Origin of the sequence: Pseudobacteroides sp. (assembly GCF_036567765.1) — a bacterium.
In the GTDB taxonomy this organism is placed as follows: Bacteria; Bacillota; Clostridia; order Acetivibrionales; family DSM-2933; genus Pseudobacteroides.
On record NZ_DATCTU010000039.1, the window covers coordinates 1 to 17,996 of the forward strand.

At 37.3% G+C, this 17,996-nt stretch carries 10 protein-coding genes and 1 pseudogene; 2 read left to right on the top strand and 9 right to left on the bottom strand.

What is annotated here, in order from left to right:
- Window positions 1–190: pseudogene (locus VIO64_RS07090) on the top strand (hypothetical protein); the annotation flags it as partial.
- Between the two features lie 349 nt (window positions 191–539).
- On the opposite strand, the gene VIO64_RS07095 reads toward VIO64_RS07090, so the two are convergent.
- Complete coding sequence (locus VIO64_RS07095; protein WP_331916589.1) at window positions 540–776, bottom strand: hypothetical protein; 237 nt, start codon at window positions 774–776, stop codon at window positions 540–542.
- Window positions 777–1,614: 838 nt separating this feature from the next.
- On the opposite strand from VIO64_RS07095, the gene VIO64_RS07100 reads away from it, so the two are divergent.
- Window positions 1,615–3,009, top strand: coding sequence for a peptidylprolyl isomerase (locus VIO64_RS07100; protein WP_331916591.1), 1,395 nt, complete (start codon window positions 1,615–1,617; stop codon window positions 3,007–3,009).
- Between the two features lie 56 nt (window positions 3,010–3,065).
- Here the strand turns inward: VIO64_RS07100 and VIO64_RS07105 are convergent, their stop codons facing one another.
- The 8 genes from VIO64_RS07105 to VIO64_RS07140 form a co-directional block, all read right to left on the bottom strand.
- Window positions 3,066–4,382, bottom strand: a complete 1,317-nt coding sequence (locus VIO64_RS07105; protein WP_331916593.1) for an ABC transporter substrate-binding protein — start codon at window positions 4,380–4,382, stop codon at window positions 3,066–3,068.
- Window positions 4,363–7,083, bottom strand: coding sequence for a putative bifunctional diguanylate cyclase/phosphodiesterase (locus tag VIO64_RS07110; RefSeq protein WP_331916595.1), 2,721 nt, complete (start codon window positions 7,081–7,083; stop codon window positions 4,363–4,365). The genes VIO64_RS07105 and VIO64_RS07110 overlap by 20 nt, the downstream gene beginning before the upstream one ends.
- Window positions 7,084–7,254: 171 nt before the next feature.
- Complete coding sequence (locus VIO64_RS07115) at window positions 7,255–8,862, bottom strand: polysaccharide biosynthesis protein (RefSeq protein ID WP_331916597.1); 1,608 nt, start codon at window positions 8,860–8,862, stop codon at window positions 7,255–7,257.
- 245 nt (window positions 8,863–9,107) lie between these two features.
- Entirely contained in the window at window positions 9,108–12,659 is a 3,552-nt protein-coding gene (locus VIO64_RS07120; RefSeq protein WP_331916599.1) for an efflux RND transporter permease subunit, read from the bottom strand.
- Between the two features lie 23 nt (window positions 12,660–12,682).
- Complete coding sequence (locus VIO64_RS07125) at window positions 12,683–13,132, bottom strand: MarR family winged helix-turn-helix transcriptional regulator (protein ID WP_331916601.1); 450 nt, start codon at window positions 13,130–13,132, stop codon at window positions 12,683–12,685.
- Window positions 13,133–13,282: 150 nt separating this feature from the next.
- Window positions 13,283–15,703 (bottom strand): ABC transporter ATP-binding protein, encoded by a 2,421-nt coding sequence (locus VIO64_RS07130; protein WP_331916603.1) that lies wholly within the window; start codon window positions 15,701–15,703, stop codon window positions 13,283–13,285.
- Complete coding sequence (locus tag VIO64_RS07135) at window positions 15,700–17,424, bottom strand: ABC transporter ATP-binding protein (RefSeq protein WP_331916605.1); 1,725 nt, start codon at window positions 17,422–17,424, stop codon at window positions 15,700–15,702. Before VIO64_RS07135 ends, VIO64_RS07130 begins: the two co-directional genes overlap by 4 nt.
- Before the next feature lie 37 nt (window positions 17,425–17,461).
- Entirely contained in the window at window positions 17,462–17,893 is a 432-nt protein-coding gene (locus VIO64_RS07140) for a MarR family winged helix-turn-helix transcriptional regulator (RefSeq protein ID WP_331916607.1), read from the bottom strand.
- Between the last annotated feature and the right edge of the window lie 103 nt (window positions 17,894–17,996).

Below are 17,996 nucleotides of genomic sequence, written 5' to 3' on the forward strand. Positions count from 1 at the left end.
TAAACGAAGATCTTCCGTAGAGCGTTCATTTAAAAGAATCTTTGAGGACTATTGTGTTGAAAGCTATAATTCTCAGAGCAATCGCTTAAGATTTGCTCTTGCTACGTTTGCTGCAATCAACGTCCATTTGGATGCTTGGATCAAACATGAGAAGTTTAGCCTTTACAAATTCCTTGAGCAAGCGGCTTAAGTAATTTTTTCAAAGCCCCGAAGAGGGCTTGTTTGCTATGCCCTTTTTTATTTGCTCTGTCGTAACAATATACTTTTTTCAAAGTTCAGTAAGGTTTTTGACCTTGTTTTTTATAAATCAAACCTGAATTTTTGTTCTCAAGCCAATTACCAGTTACTTTTCGAAACTATACTTATTCTTCTTGAAATTCCCTAAACATAATTTTTAGAGTCGTCAAAGGATTAACTGAATCAAAGTTATTATAGCTAAAAGACTGTTAAAATATTATCTTAATTTAATTTCTAACAGTCTTTATTAGCCTAAACTAATCTTGAATTTTCATAATTAAATATATAATTTCATATATGAATTATGGTCCAATTACATACACAGGTCCGTCAATTTTCTCTATTGCTTTCATATAACTTGGTACAAAATCCGTACCTTTTGCAATAGCTACAACCCCAGCTGCAACAGTATATGGATTTTTCTTAGCAATACCACCCGCTATACCAATAATTCCACCCACTATAGCATATGGATCTCCTCCACCATTTATCAACTGCAAGTCTTCTTGCTTAATTTCATCAAATCCAACATTTGTCATATTCAACGACCTCCTATTCTTCTATTGTAATTAAAGTTTTGCACCAACTTCAAATTTTGTCTCGAGCCAATATTGAAGTGCTGCTTTCAACTGCTCTATATCAAATCTGATTGTACAGAATGATACCTGGTTTTTAAGCAAAGTATACCTTCTAAATAAAATCCACTAACATTTTATCGGGACGGGATTACCCTTTTTTCCCAATATTAACACATATCCTATATGAGCACAATATTTTTTGAAACAATATATATTATCTTTAATCATTTTTATATTTTACAATATAGCACATATACAACCATTAGTCACCGAAATCTTAATGCTATTTGCCGCAAAAATTTCATAAAAATTTTGCGTGCTACCGCAATAATACCTTCGGTATTTACAACTACTAATGAAGGAGTTGTTTTTATTATTAGACTAATATGCAACCTCTAAGCTTAGGAACTGTTAGCAATTGGTTAATTTTGAGTATCAGTTTCATAAATAAAATTTCACATTTTTTAAAGCTATTGATTATTTATTTTGTGGATAGTGTTGATATTAACATAAAAAGGATATCCGTTATCATAACCATGCGACTTTCGTACTGTTTCAATTTCAACAAAAACAATCTTTTTAAAAAACAAAGCTCCTTATAAATAATCGTAAATTGTTAATAAATAAGTACTTCAACATAAATTTGGGAGTAAAAAAGTTAACAAAGCATAAAGCATAAAGCATAAATACAATAATCTGTTGAAACATGTTGAAAAATATAATAGTATAATATTATCAGGGTCAAAAATGATAATAAGTTTACATAGCTTTTTTGTAAACTAACAGGAGGAGTTTTTTTATGAATGGTAAAAAGACAAGCATTCTTATTATAGCTATATCAGTTATAGTTATTTTATCTATAGGAGCTGCTGTTTATTTTTCATCTTCATCATCAACCAAGAAAACCGAAGTCAGTACCAATAAAGAAGATCCCGAGGGCTTTGGTTATCAAGCTCTAAAAATCAATGGCAAGTTTGTTAGCCAGGATATTTTTACAGAAGAAAGAAACAAGTTTTTTGAAAAATGGAGCAGAAATGCCGAAATGCTTTATAAAACTGATGAAGAAAGAAACGACATGCTTCTTGATGAAGTTATAAAAAGAGTTATTATTGAGGATTTTATAAATAACAAGGCGGATGTACAGGTTACAAAAGTTGAAGTGGATGATTATATAAAGAAGTATATCGATTTAGCCTATGCTTCTCAGGGTGGGCTTAAGGCTTATATGGAAGGTATGGGCTTTAAATCTGAAGAAGAGGTTTATAAAAATACCGAATTTTATCTAAAAAGATTAAAATATTTTTCCAGCATAGCAAATAAGTATGGGGTTAGCATTTCTGATTCGGAATTTAATGAGAAATTTACAAAGCACAAGCAGGACAGCACCTTGGCTTCCGGCAAAAGAATTCACATATCCGCTAAAGAGCGTGGTGATGCCGAGGCCTTAAAAATAGCCAATGACATCTATACCAGGCTGAAAAACGGCGAGGACTTTGCAGCTGTGGCAAAAGAAAAATCAGAAGATGAAGAATCAAAATCAACAGGCGGATCAATGCAAAATATAACCGGAGGCATCTACAGTAAGGAATTTGATCAGGCTGTGTTCAATGCTTCACCAGGTACCCTTATACCTCCGGTAAAGAACATGTCCGGTTATGATATAGTATATTTAGAAAAGATTGTGACGTCATATCACCGCGAGAATGAATACAAAAACATTCTATTGATGCAAAAATTCGGAGAATCAGACAAGCTTAATACATGGCTTGAGGAAGTAAAAAAATCAATCCCAATAGAAATAATCGATCCCTCCTTTAAAGCGTACAGGCAGTTTAAAAGCAACGATTTGAAAGGTGCATCTGTAAGCTATAAGCAAGCCTATGACAAAACAAAATTTGAATTGTTCCTTCAAAAAGCATCGGAATGTTATAAAAAGCTGGGAGACTGGGATAAGGTTATAGAAATGAATGATATAGGCCTGGATGTAAGCCCCGAGAACGTAGAATACTCTATCAATAAAGCAGAAGGGCTTTATAAGAAGCAGCAAACAGATGATGCAAAATCACTTATGAAAAAAGCTGAGAAGAAGGCTGGCGATAATGTATATTATAAGCAGCTTATTTCCCAGATGTACACAAATCTTGGTCTTAAAGAGGATGCTGATAGGATCCAAAAAGAAATAAACTCAAAGTAATGGTAAATCAGAAAGGGCTGTCGCATATCATTAATTAGTGCGACTGCCCTTTTATTTTATCTCCGGTTGGCTACATAATTTTTCAGTATATTAAGTTCTTTTCTATATGTCTCATATATTCTTTCCTCTATATACTTTGCCGCTTCAAAGTCATCCATATCGTTGTATGCGAACCCATAATAATTCTGTACCTCAATGTTAAATATCCCCTCCAGTTTTGACTCCAGAGGTGTAAAATAGACCTCTGGAAGCTTTTTTCTTAACTCGCTATAAAGCTTTTCCGCCTGCTGTCCACCCAAAAAATCACTTTTTTCATTTATTTTACTTTCAATAACTTTTTTCTGGGTTTCTACTGCCATTTTTATAATTTCCCAGGCTTCTTTCTTAAACTTGCTGTCCTTTGGTATTCCTAAAACATGAAATCCGTCAAAGGCATTGGCTCCAAAAGGTAATTTTGTAACCCTCCATAATCCTTTCGTATCAGGAGCCCATTGTTTCAGCTTCTCCTCCCCCCAGCAACCAAGGTAGACCATTGCCATCTTACCGCTTCTTATGGCCTCCTGGCCTGAGTTTTCCCATATTCCCAATGACGATGCCAGTTCATTTTCCTTCACAGCCCTAGTTGCGTATAGCACCTTTGCAGCATCCGGATTATTTCTTAAGTATTTAAAGCTAATATCATAGAACCCCCTGTTTCTATAAAATATGTCCATCGGTTCAGTATACCACTGTGCAATCCAATGGTCATTTTTTTTCAGTTCCTTTCCTATTTCAATCCAGTTTCCAGGCTGTTCCATGAATTTCCCCAATTCATCCGGATCGGTGGGAAAACCGTACTTCTCAAGGATATCCTTGCGATAATAAGCAACACTGGGATGCTGCATCATTGGAAGCCCGTTAAGCTTTTTCCCGTCAGGTGATCTAACAAAACTCAATTGAGTTTCGGTAAAGCATCCTATAATTTCTTCTGCATTATACGGAGGCTTAAATAAATCATCCAGTACATCTACATAGTGAAACTTGCCCATACTTTTAAATTCTGCCTTCAGTAAAACCACGTCAGGTACATTACCGGCTGCAGCTCTATTCATAAAATCATTGGTAATATCCCCGCCTGAATCAACAATTTCCAGCTCTAGATTTGAAAATTTCTTTTTCACAGGTTCTTTAAGCATATCCCAAACCGGATCATGCCCCCAAATTACTAATTTATTGGTGCCGGATGACCGGACTTTATCATTATCCTGTTCCATGCCTACTCTATCAATATTATTAAATTTGTCATCCGGAGCTGTTATTTCCTTTTTGCTGCAGGAGGAAAACATAATAACACACAAAAGTATTGCAGTAATTTTATAAAAGAACATTCTCATTGATATTACTCCTTTGCCAGTTCTTGTTTCGCACTTCCTTCATGAATTGGACAAAACTTTCTGCAGGAATAGGCCTTTCAAAGTAGTAACCCTGGAACTCATCGCACCCTAAGGCTTTTAATGCGTTAACATTATCCAAAGTTTCAACACCTTCTGCAACAACTCCAAGACCGATATTATGTGCCAACTTTATTATAGCTTCTACCACAGCTGCATTGTGCTTATCATTGGGAATATTATTTATAAAGGATTTGTCTATTTTAAGGCATGAAACCGGAAGATCCTTAAGTGCCGACAGCGATGAGTATCCTTTACCAAAATCATCAATTGCTACGCTTACTCCGGAACTCCTGATTTTTAAAAGCTGGTTGATAATTCTTTCCGGATCCTTCATAATCATGCTCTCAGTTATCTCAAGCTCCAAACATTCCGGTCTTAGTGCTGTCTGTTCCAAAACCTTATTTACAAGTTTATGCATATCAGCCTGCTGAAATTGAAGTATCGAACAATTCACCGATACACGTCTTACCGGATATCCTTTATCTCTCCACTCCATTAGCTGCACACATGCTTTCCTTAGAGCCCATTCGCCAATAGGAACAATGAGGCCTGACTCTTCAGCAAGAGCAATAAACTGATCAGGCATAATCATACCATCTTCAGGATGATTCCATCGAATCAAAGCTTCGGCACCTGTAACTTCCCCTGATTTTGCACTTATCTTCGGCTGGTAGAAAAGCAAAAATTCCCCCTTTTCCAATGCTTTATGCATTCCATGCTCCAGCTTCATTTTATTAGGTATACCGAAATTGCTTATGCTTGAATAAAACCTGTATGTATTTCCTCCAGATTCTTTTGAAGCATACATTGATACATCTGCATACTTAACAATCTCAACCATGTTATCCCCATCATCCGGAAAAACACTTATTCCCAAACTTGCACCAATATATACATCCTGACCGTCTAAATCAACAGGTTTTTTAATCTCAGCTATTATATCCTCGGCAATTTGCTTTATTTTACTGTCATTCATATTATTTAAAATAACAACGAATTCATCACCGCCGATTCTAGCAATAAACCTGTTATTTCCCGGGTATTTGCCAAGAATCCCATTTAGCCTCTCACTTACGCATTTCAGCAGTAAATCTCCTGTAAAATGACCTAGGGTATCATTAACTTGTTTGAACCTGTCAAGGTCTATAAGCAATACAGCAACTGGGCAGCACCCTATTCTTTCCTGTTTCCCTATGACATCCAAAAGGTTTTTAAGGTAATCGTTAAAATTAGATCTATTGGGTAATCCTGTAAGAACATCATAGTATGCAAGTTCATGGAGCTTCTGTTCGGATTCTACAAGGAGTACAGTTTTCTGCTCCAGCTTGTTATACATGGTCTTATACTCCGTTATCATGCCCCTAAGCTCATCCGACATGGCAATAAAATTGACTGTTAATTCATTAAGCTCAAAAACATTACTTCCAGGCCACAAAACCCCTTCATGTGATCTGAGCTTATCCGGTAATCCTGTACTTACCTGAAGCAGCTTGGATAGAAACCTTAGGACAACCCTATTTATTACCAAAATAAAAACTGCAACAAGGAATGTAAACAACATGAGTATTTTAGCCTGCATCAAATAATTGTTAAATATCTCATTCCTGTAAAACTTCATGGAGAGGCTTATTTTTATAACAACCACACCAAACAGATCCGCCTCATGAACATAAGCAGCCTTACTCCACCTGCTTTCTCCAAATCCCATACTTCTTTCCTCTGGAATCCATAAATAAAACTCATTATTCTTATTGTAAATAACCCTGTCCAGCTTTTGGCCAATGATATACTTGTTGTTGACATAGTGCTGAACCCTTTCGCTGCTCCTCACATTCAAATCCTTATCTATAAGGCTTATCCTAAAATTAGTGTTCCTGGCATCCTCTCGTATAATTTCAGCAAGATAGCCAAGCTGCAATACTGATTTGAGTTTAAGATCCCTTATATTCTCATCTGTCCAATTCTTAGTCTGTTCTATCACATACTGTGCTGCTTCCTGACTCTTTTCCCTTCCGTCATTTTCAATGCTTCTCTCAAAGCTCCAACTGCTTATGGCAAGATATATCATAAAGGGTCCTAATATAGCAGCAACCGAAAGATGTACCATAAAAGCAATAAGTGTGGGAGGTTTCCTGTGGACACCTTCAGCCATATAGATTCTCTCATAGGGAACATATGTATAGAACACATCTGCCAACATTGAATTGAATATGCCTACAATCAAATAAATAAAGAAGGGTGACAACATTTCGATTTTAATATTTCCATGACCTATAATAATAGAATAGACTGCAACGATAGCACCTGCTAAAAACCAGTATAACGTGTCAAGGAGAATGAGATTCTTTTGTTTAAGCTTAAATACAGCCCCAACCGCCAAAATCTCCATAAATGACATAATAGGTTCAGTGATTTGGACTGAGATTAAAAATTCAGCCCCGTTCACAATCAGTGCTGATAGTACAGCCCATTTAAAGCCGAACAATCTTAAAATTATAAAAAGAAATGCACTGCTTAAGGAAAGCTTGATGTCAAAAATCAAACTGACTCCAAATATTTTACCGATCAAAGCAAGTAAGGTGAGTAAAGATATTGCCAAAAAGCCTTTTTTAGAATTTGATAACCTGCTTAGGAATCCCAAGATATCAACCTTCTTTATTATTTATTTTTTAATCAATATTTGTAAAAGACACCGATAGGTACATTAGAAAAAATACTTATTTTTGTATCGAATTAAAAGATTTATGCATTCTAATTATATTCGACACAAAAATATACAATTCCTTCTTAAAATATTACTTTTAGAGTCATCTTATTGTGTGATAATATTCATGATTTTCTTGGGAATTAACCTTTTAAGCTTATTAGGAATTATATCAAGATCAGCCTTGTTAAGACCTTTTATGTATGCAAGAACGGTAAAATAAACTCCCCCCCCTGCAATAATTGAAGCAAACAATAAAACAGCATTGAATAAGTACGAATCTCTGATAAAAAACAGCACAGTATTTAGACCATAATAAAAGACAAAAACCATTAACCCCATTATTATGGAAGAGAATGCAGGCTTAAGTATAGAAGCCGAATTAAAGCCCACATTTAGTGTTCTTTTCATCAGCACTATATTTAAGGCTATTGGAATTAGGAACCCTACCATGGATCCCATAACAGCACCTAAAATATTAATCTTCGGAACAGCTATAAGAAAGTAATTGGCCACAACCTTTCCCACAATTCCAATAATCATGTAAAATGTAGTGGCATATAGCTTTCCGGCACCTTGAAGGATGGACGTCTGAATTTGTACAATTGCCATAAGTATGAGTATAAAAGAACCATACTTCATCAGGTATTCCCCTTCACCATAATGCAGAAGCCTGAATATGGGAATGCTTAAAACCGAAAAGCCCACAGCGGAAGGTAATGCTATAAGAAAACATGCTCTGAAGGCGAAATTAACCTTTCCTTCCACCTCTAGACTATTTTTCCTTGCCACAGCAGCAGAGATAGCCGGAAGCAGTGCGGTTGCTAGTGCGACCGTTACCGCTATTGGAGCATTCAAAAGCTGCTGATATTTTAAAAGGAACCCATAAGCCGCCGATGCCTGGACGTCTGACAAGCCTGCTGCAAGAAGTCTGCTTTTAGTATTCCACAAATCGATAAGGTTACCTGCGTATTGCATTCCAACACACAATGTAATTGGCAGGCTATAGTATATTATTCTTCTTACCAGTTGACCATATCTGAACCTTTTTACCTTAGCTGTCAGATCCGAACTTGGTATTATATACATGTCCCTTTTTTTATGATATATAACCAAAAATAATGCTGCACTAAGTGCCCCCATTAGCGTTCCTATAGCACCTCCTGCACAAGCCCATTCCAAACTGTGCTTTAAAAAAACCGCTGCAAAAACCACGGTAAAAATTGCATTAATTACCTGTTCAATTATCTGAGATACAGCTGTGGGAGTCATGTTCCCCCTGCCCTGAAAATATCCCCTATAGGCAGAAGCTACAGCTGTAATCATTATAGAAGGTGCAAGCCACATTATTGCTAATGCGGACTTGTTAAACTTGACCATATTTGATAAAGGGTGAGCAAACAATAAGGTAGTCAAAGCCAATATAAGCCCTGCAGCCAACATTATAAACCTTGCTATTTTGAAACTTCGTATGGCATCCTTGTGATTCTCAAGGGCTACAAGCTCCGAGACAAGCTTGGAAATAGCCACTGGCATGCCCGAATTGGCCAGAACATATACAAATACATAAACCTGGTTTGCAGCACCGTATATTCCATAACCCTCATCCCCTATTATTGCAATGAGAAATGGTACGTACAATAAAGAAAGTATTTTAACTATTATTCCTGCTGCCGATAGTATTGCAAAACCCTTTGCTAAAGACTGCTGCTTCATTCTATCCCCTTGTTAATGCCTTTATATTAATAGCACTTTTAATATCATCATGATCAAAAAATAACTTCCGCTATAAATTTCGCTTATGTGTTGACTTATCTCATCAACACCCGCTCAAAAGCGGAAGTAATTTTTCATTCATGCCATAGTATATTATAGGTAAAACACTTTAAATTTATAATTTAAAGTGTTTTACACATTACCAATTGATTTTATCACTAAATCAAGTTTTTTAAAACATTATTTTAGCCTTCAAAGCCTTTTATCGCTTCTTTCTTACTGCTAAATATCCCCTTTATTTTCTCAAGAAGCTCATAAACAACAGGAACTATTACAAGGGTAAGGAAGGTGGAAGTTGTCAATCCACCAATAACTATGACCGCAAGGGACTGCGACATTGTGGATGCCTTTGAAAATCCCAATGCCAAAGGAATAAGTGCTGCAATTGTTGCTATTGCAGTCATCAAAATAGGTCTTATACGCACTCGTCCAGCCTCCAACAGTGCTTCTCTGACCTCCATTCCCTCTCTTCTTTTCTGAGCAACTCTATCAATTAAGACTATCGCATTGGTAACAACTATACCAATAAGCATGAGTGCCCCTATCATTGAAGGCATATCTAAAGGCAGACGGGTGACAAACAATGCAACCATACCGCCTATTGCAGCAAGCGGAAGCGAAAACAGTATTGATATGGGGGCACTAATGGACCCCAAAGCTATTACCATTACAAAGAATACCAAGAAAACAGCCAGAACCATTGCAACACCCATTTGCATGAAAGTATCATCCATCATCTCAGTGATACCGCCCATTCTTACTTCAATTCCTTCAGGCAGTGCAATTTCGTTGATCTTTTCCTGTACTTCTTTTGATACTGCTCCTGTATCTTTTACTGTAATCTTTCCTGTAACCTTGGCATTTTCCTTCCCATTCTCTGTAAATATACTTACAGGACCCGGCACTTGTGAAACATCCGCCACATCACTTAGCTTAACGCCTTGGAACAGCTCCACTCCCTTTATGCCATCAATATCCTTAAGTGAATCCGCCTTAAGTCCAAAGTTGACATCGAGGGTTTTATTGTCAACTACCATGGTGGTTATCTTTGTGTCATTTAGTAGTCCTGCTACTGCCATTCCCACAGTTGTTGCCGACATTCCGAATTTACTTGCCTTTTTCTGGTCTACCTTTACCGCAATTTCAGGCTTTGATTCACTTAGGTTATTTACAACACCTTCAAGGCCTTTAATGCCGGATATCTCCTTTGTGACGAGCCTTGCAGCATTCTTAATTTTTGCTATGTCATCTCCGGTTATCACAACCTCAATGTTGTTTGTAGCACCAGCTCCCCCGCTTGAAGGGTTTTGACTGTTAATGGTAATCTTGGCCTTGCCGTCTTCTGAAGGTATTTTGCTTCTAAGTGACTTAATTACATCATCCACATTAACATCCTCTTCAACATGTGCCAGGATGTTATTGGATCCTCCGCTCATCATGGATTCCATTGAAGCACCGGAACTTCCTATAGTAGTCTGATACCTGTCAATTCCCTTTTCATTGGAAATTACTTTTTCCAGCTCCAATGCCTTATCATTTACTATCTTTAAATCAGTGCCGGGAGGGTAAGACATGTTGATGCCTACATACTGCTCTTTTTGCTCCTGAATAAAACTTGTACCGATAAGCGGGATCAATGCCAGGCTTCCAACAAATAAGGCCAATGAAATCAAAAGGGTGGCAGCCTTGTGGTTTAGAGACCAGTTAAGAAGTCCTTCATATTTTTTCATCAGAGGACCCTCATGAAACTCTGAATGCTTTATCTTTTTTGACTTCAAAAGCAAATACTTTGACATTACAGGAATAACAGTAACTGAAACCAAAAGGGATGAAAGCATTGCCGATGCAAGGGTAATTGCAAAGGGTTTAAACATGACCCCAGCCATACCATCAACAAACGTAATAGGTAAAAATACAGAAACCGTTGTCAAAGTAGAAGACGTAATAGCAGATGAGACTTCCTTTGTTGCTATTTTTATCAGCTCTATGTTTCTGATATCTTCAGTCTGAAGCCGCCTGTAAATATTTTCTATAACAACTATAGAGTCGTCAACTATCCTTCCTATAGCAACAGACAAGCCTCCAAGGGTGAGTATATTTAATGTAACATTGTAAAATGACATATTAAACACTTTGAGTACAATCAATGTCATAAGTACCGACAATGGTATGGAGACACATGCTATTATAGTAGTTCTGAAGTTCTTTAAAAACAGCAGTATGACAATAAAAGCGAACAAGGCACCCATAACACCTTCTTTTAACATACCGCTTATGGATTCGTTAACATAATCAGACTGATCCAATATAATCATTGTGTCGGTTCCCGGAAGTTCCTTTTTAATGTCCTCAAGCTTTTTTCTGACAGCATCCGAAACATCTACAGTATTTGCATCCTGTGTCTTCATTATCTTTATCACGACGCTGGGGTTGCCGTTTGTTCTGCTGTATGATGTTGATTTTTCGGAGCTTAAAGTAACCTCAGCAATATCCTCTAGCTTTACCTGCTTTATAGCAGCTGCTGGGATCAAATCTTTAGATGAATTTGCAGTTTCAGTGACATTTGAATCCTTCTTACTTAAGTCAGGCTTTGCCTCAGCCTTCGGACTCATTTTGGACTGCTTTGACATTTTATCCTGTATATCTTTTAATTGTTCATTCATTACTTTTAAACCAGCTTCTGCTTTGGCTATCAGATATTGAAGCTGGTTTTGCAACTTGGATGCTTCCTCCCTCACCTTCGCATCTGCTTTCTCGTTATTTGCAGTCTGCTTAGCACTACTTAGCTGCATTTTCATATCAACTATCTGTGACTGCGTTGTAGATATGGCATTAATGAGCTTTATCTGTGCATCATATGCTTGGTTCATTCCTGCCATCCCCTGCCCTAACTGCTCCACAGCCTGCCCTAATGCTGCCATTCCTTTTCCCATATCCGCTACTCCCTTGCCCATTTCGGAAAAAGAAGATTTCATCAAATCCTGAGTGTTAGGAAGCACTGGGATCATAACATTTTTTAAGTCTTCTATTGTATTCAATTTGCTGATGACCTTTATGGGCTCAACAGTTCCCTCAATGCTTATCGTCCCTGCAGGAAATGTAACATTGTTTTCTGTAAGAGCTTTTGCTACAGCACTATAATCACTTATACCATACTCCTTAAGCTTGGATGGAATGAGTTTTATATAAACCGCCTTCTGTGAATCACCCGTAAGGCTTACCTGTCCTACACCGGGCAACCCTGAAAGCTTAGGAATGATGACTTCTCTTACCTTTTCGCCAAGCTCCTCAGGCGACATATTTGCGTTTGAAAGGCTTAAGTTGAGAACAGGCATAGCGGCAAAATCTATCCTCATAAGCTTTGGTTTATCCGCCTTGTCAGGAAGCTTTGCACCGTTTATTGCCTCTTCAACCTTGCTTGAAATAGCATCCATATCAGATGAATACGGAAATTCAGCGATAATTACTGAATAATGCTCCGATGAGGTTGAGCTCACTGTCTTAACCCCATTGACACTTTGAATAAGGCTTTCCAAAGGCTTTGTTATTTGTTCCTCTACTTCCCCTGGGGCAGCACCTCGATAGACTGTTTGCACCCCTATAAAGGGCATGCTTATATCGGGCATTGTTTCTTTCTTCAAAGAAAATGCCGAGAAAATCCCCCCAAAGACTATAAGTATGCATAGAATACTTATTGCAGATGCGTTTTTTAATGAAAATTTAGTAAATATGCTCATGTAATTTTTCCTCCATTTTAGCTTTATTCAGGTTTATATTTTTTTGAGTATTCAAGAACAAGGACCAAAAGGTCCGACAACTGATTGCTTTTTTCCTCACCAAGAAACTCAACAAGACCCTGAAAATAATTATAAAAAGCATTTGATGCTGCATCTACAGCTGTCTGCCCCTTATCAGTAATCCTTATTTGCACAGCTCTCCTGTCCTGAATGTTTATCTGACGTTCAATACAATCTTTCTTTTCAAGCCCATTAATAAGCTGTGTAACCGTAGGAGGTGTTACATCCAGCATATTGCTGATTTGGGATACTTTCACACCTTCACCCTTTTCACCTGTAAGTTTTTTTATACAGAATAGTGTATAAATCTCACTGGTCTTTAACCCTTTAACAGGGCTGTTCATTTTGCTTAACTTGCTGAATTGATTGAATGCATCAAACAGTTTAGCTGCAGCATTAGTTTTTCGCTCCAAATTATCACCTCACAATTATCGGAAGAATTGATCAATATCATAATAACAAACATAAATCATTTGTCATCCTAACTATTAGGTATGCTAATAATTATAAGAATAAAATAAAATCCTGTCAATAAAACAGGATTTTATTTTATGATTTTGTTCCTATACAGCCTCATTTTCAAGGTCGGCCCCGGTAAACTGACTGTTATACAAATCAGCATAGAATCCGCCCTTTGCTAAAAGCTCGTTATGGTTACCCATTTCAATTATGCTTCCCTTATTCATAACAAGTATCAATTCAGCATCACGTATGGTAGACAGTCTGTGGGCAATAACAAAGCTTGTTCTTCCTTTCATGAGGTTTGCCATAGCTTTTTGTATCAGTACTTCTGTTCTTGTATCAACACTGCTTGTGGCTTCGTCCAGAATAAGGATTGTTGGATCGGCCAGTATGGCACGAGCTATAGTAAGAAGCTGCTTTTGTCCCTGGGAAATATTTGTAGCTTCTTCATTCAATATGGTGTTATAGCCCTCAGGAAGGGTACGGATGAAGTGGTCGGCATGTGCTGCCTTTGCTGCACGTTTAACATCCTCCATTGTAACTCCTTCTTTTCCGTATGCTATGTTATCCTTTATTGTTCCATTAAACAACCATGTGTCCTGTAAAACCATACCGAACATTTTACGTAATTCGCTGCGTTTCATGTCCCTAATATCAACCCCATCAATAGTTATTTTTCCTGAATTGATTTCATAGAACCGCATCAAAAGGTTTACCAAAGTGGTTTTTCCAGCTCCGGTAGGTCCCACTATTGCTATTGTGTCGCCCTTCTTGACATCAAGGTTCATGTTATTAATAAGGGGCTCTTCCACTTTATAACTGAAGTCCACGTTTTCAAATTTTACTTCACCCTTAGGTATTGATAATACTTTAGCATCAGATGAATCAGGAATCTCCTCCTCTTCATCCATGATCTGGAACACACGCTCTGCACACGCAATTGTAGACTGGATTACATTGGCTATGTTAGCCGTTTGTACAATAGGCATTGTAAATGACTTTGAGTAGGTAATAAAAGCAGTTATATCCCCAACCTTAAGCTTGTTTTTTGTAATCCATATTCCGCCCACTATACATATCAGCACATACCCCACATTACCGATAAAATTCATCAAGGGGAACATTACACCTGATACGAACTGTGCCTTCCATCCTGCTTTATTAAGTCTCTGATTAATTTCTGAAAACGTATTTATAGAATCTTTTTCCTTGCCAAAGGCTTTAACAATCTTATGCCCTGTATACATTTCCTCCACGTGTCCGCTTAAATCACCGATTTCCTTTTGCTGCTCTGCAAAGTATTTCTGTGACTTCTTTGCAATAAGTGCAGTAGATATAACATATAAAGGCATTGTTCCTATAACTATAAGGGTCAGTACCGGACTTATTGTTAGCATCATTATGATATACCCTATGATAGTCACAACTGATGTAATAATTTGTGTAAGGCTCTGCTGCAAGGTTGTAGCTATGGTATCTATGTCGTTTGTCACACGACTTAGTATATCCCCATGTGGATGCATATCAAAATATTTTAATGGCAGCTTTGCAAGCTTATTGTCAACATCCTTTCTCAAATCCCTGACTGTTTTCTGTGCAACACCTGACATGACAAGCCCCATTATAAGGCTGAACCCTGAGCTTATCAGGTATATGCCTATCAGGATAAGAGCAAGCAATCCGATATATTTAAAATCAATTTCCCCGTTTGTTTCCCTTATCGCCTTTATAACTCCTTGTTTTTGCTCTTCTGTGAGGTTGGGACTGGTGGAGCTGTTATCTTTTTGGGCTTGATTATCCTTTTTTAAACTTGTAGAAGCTCCCATTTTATCGCCATATTTAAATAACTTATCACAAATTTCTGCCCTGCGATCAGCATCCTTAACCTCCGATAGCATCTCCAACTTAAGAAAATCTCTCATTTCTTCCGGGCTCATTTTGTTTGCTTCGCTACCATCCTTCTTAGCCTCAGGCATTTGTGAAAGTAACTTTGTTAATTTATAAATCACATCCGCCCTTTTAGTATGATCCTTAATATCATCTATCATAGGAAGTTGTCTAATTTGGCCAGCTATTTTAATCATTTCGGCATCTACTCTTTTAACTTTACCACTATTTTGAACATTAGGTTGCGTTCCTACATTAGGCTTGCTATTGTTGATATTGTCAAGAAAGTTCTTTTGAGTATCAGACATAAGTTTTACTATCTCATCCACTCCCTCTTTCTGACCTTTTGCAACCTGCTCTATTACCTTCCCTGCCATGTAACCATCCTGCAGCTTGTTCATTGCTTCCTTGACTAACTGTGGAGAATATACCGTAAATATGGTACTAAGTATTGCAAAAATCAAGACCACTATCAGATTAACCCTATGGGGCCTCAAGTAACTCAATAGTCTCTTGAATGTTCCCTTAAAGTTCTTTGCCTTTTCAACAGGCATTCCAAAACCACCCATGGGTCCACCTCTGTGACCACCCATTTGCCTTTGTTTATTCTTTATATCTTTATTTCCTTCGCTCATGCAATCTCCTCCTCCGAAAGCTGCGATGCCACAATCTCTCTGTACACCTCACAGTTACTTAGCAAATCCTTATGCTTTCCTATTCCTGCTATTCGGCCTTCATCTAAAACTATTATTCTATCGGCATCCATAACCGTTCCAACCCTTTGTGCAACAATTATTACAGTAGAATCTGCAATTTCCTTTTTGAGGGCTGCTCTCAAAGCAGCATCAGTCTTGAAATCAAGAGCTGAAAAACTGTCATCAAATATATAGATTTCAGGTTTTCTTACAAGGGCTCTGGCAATTGAAAGCCTCTGCTTCTGACCTCCAGAAACATTGGTCCCGCCTTGAGCTATATGATGCGAAAATCCACCCTCAAAATTCTCAATAAAATGAACTGCCTGTGCAACCTCGGCAGCATGCCTTATTTCCTCATCGGTAGCATCATCCTTACCTACCTTTATGTTATGGCTTATTGTTCCATTAAAAAGTACCGCCTTTTGGGGCACAAAACCAATCTTGGCCCTCAAGCATTCCTGGGTCATTTCTCTTACATCTACCCCGTCTACCAGCACACTGCCGCCCTCTATATCATAAAACCTGGGAATAAGATTAACCAATGTAGATTTCCCTGATCCTGTACTTCCAATTATAGCTGTTATTTCTCCAGGCTTTGCAGAAAATGAAATATTACTTAAAGCATATTCTTCTGCACCATGGTATCTGAAGGAAACATCCTTAAACTCTACATACCCCTTACCCAAATAACATTCTTTCGCTTGCTTTGTATCAACTATGTCAGCTTCTGTCTCCAATACCTCGTTTATTCTTATTGCTGCTGCTTGTGCTCTTGGCACCATAACAAACATCATGGCAACCATAAGCATTGAAAACATTATTTGCATGGCATACTGCGTGAAGGCCATCAGGTTACCTATTTCCATACCGTTTTTAACTTCCCAAGCTCCAAACCATAGAATCGCAAGGGATGTAAAATTCATTATAAGCATGATGGCAGGCATCATAAACGCCATGATTTTGTTTACTTTAATATAGTTATCGGTGAGATCAAAATTTGCTTCCTCGAACCTTTCCCTCTCACGTTCCACCCTGTTAAATGCCCTAATAACCCTGATACCAGTAAGCTTTTCACGTAAAACCAGATTTATTTTATCAATCTTAACCTGTGTTTGCTTAAATAACGGCAGTGCCAGCTTTGCAACTATTATAATAAACGCTGCAAGGACCGGTATTGCCACTGCTAAAACCCATGTCAATTCTCTATCCTTCTGGAATGCAAGGTATATGCCTCCTATGGCCATCAAAGGTGCTCCAACCATCATTCTCATCATGATAACTAAAACCATTTGAACCTGATTAACATCATTAGTGGTTCTTGTAATAAGGGTTGAAGTCCCAAATTTATCAAACTCGTTCAGTGAAAAGCTTTCCACCTTTTTAAAAATCTTATCTCTCACAATTGTACCCAAACCAACAGCGGCTTTAGCAGACAGGAAGCTTGCTATAATAGCACATACCACTCCAATTCCTGTAAACATAAGCATTTCACCGCCTATTTTCCAGATAAAATCAGTATCCCCATTCATAACTCCTTTACTTATAATATCTGACATAAGTGTAGGTAAATACAAATCCGTAAGGGTCTGAATAAACACCAAAACTATGACACCTATAATAAGCAGGGTAAAGGGTTTTAGAAACCTGAACAATTTTATCATGCTAAACCATCTCCTTTTTCATCAGAGGTAACAAAACTCACTCTCTTGTTATGTTTTTCATAATTGATTCCATTTCATTTATTAATTCATTAAGCCTTTTTACTTCATCATCACCTAACATTTCAAATTTTTTTAGCAGAGTTTCCTTTACTTTAATCTTATGCTTCTCAAGCACATTCTTTCCTTTTTCAGTGATTTTAAGGTTGATTACTCTTCTGTCATTAGGATCATACATTCTCTCTATAAGGTTTTCTTCTATGAGCTTATCTGCCATAACCGTAAGATTGGGCTTTGAAATCATGGTCTTGTTGCTGTAATAGCTCATTGTATTGCAATCATTGCTGCTAATTAGCTGCAAAAGTCCTAATTTCTGCCGTGATATATCAGACACTGGCATATCCCTCATAAGCTTCTTATATACAAAAGGAAAAAAGACAAGAAAATTATCCACCAATTTTCCCCTTTCCATACCTTTCACCTCCATAAATAGCTAAAATACTGTTATAATTAATAACAGTTATGATTAATAACTTTTATTAATTATAATACTTATATAATATAATATCAACTAT

Excerpts from the sequence above, each read along its gene's own strand:
- VIO64_RS07095 (WP_331916589.1), bottom strand. The coding sequence starts at position 776 with ATGACAAATGTTGGATTTGATGAAATTAAGCAAGAAGACTTGCAGTTG.
- VIO64_RS07100 (WP_331916591.1), top strand. The coding sequence starts at position 1,615 with ATGAATGGTAAAAAGACAAGCATTCTTATTATAGCTATATCAGTTATA.
- VIO64_RS07105 (WP_331916593.1), bottom strand. The coding sequence starts at position 4,382 with ATGAGAATGTTCTTTTATAAAATTACTGCAATACTTTTGTGTGTTATT.
- VIO64_RS07115 (WP_331916597.1), bottom strand. The coding sequence starts at position 8,862 with ATGAAGCAGCAGTCTTTAGCAAAGGGTTTTGCAATACTATCGGCAGCA.
- VIO64_RS07120 (WP_331916599.1), bottom strand. The coding sequence starts at position 12,659 with ATGAGCATATTTACTAAATTTTCATTAAAAAACGCATCTGCAATAAGT.
- VIO64_RS07130 (WP_331916603.1), bottom strand. The coding sequence starts at position 15,703 with ATGAGCGAAGGAAATAAAGATATAAAGAATAAACAAAGGCAAATGGGT.
- VIO64_RS07135 (WP_331916605.1), bottom strand. The coding sequence starts at position 17,424 with ATGATAAAATTGTTCAGGTTTCTAAAACCCTTTACCCTGCTTATTATA.
- VIO64_RS07140 (WP_331916607.1), bottom strand. The coding sequence starts at position 17,893 with ATGGAAAGGGGAAAATTGGTGGATAATTTTCTTGTCTTTTTTCCTTTT.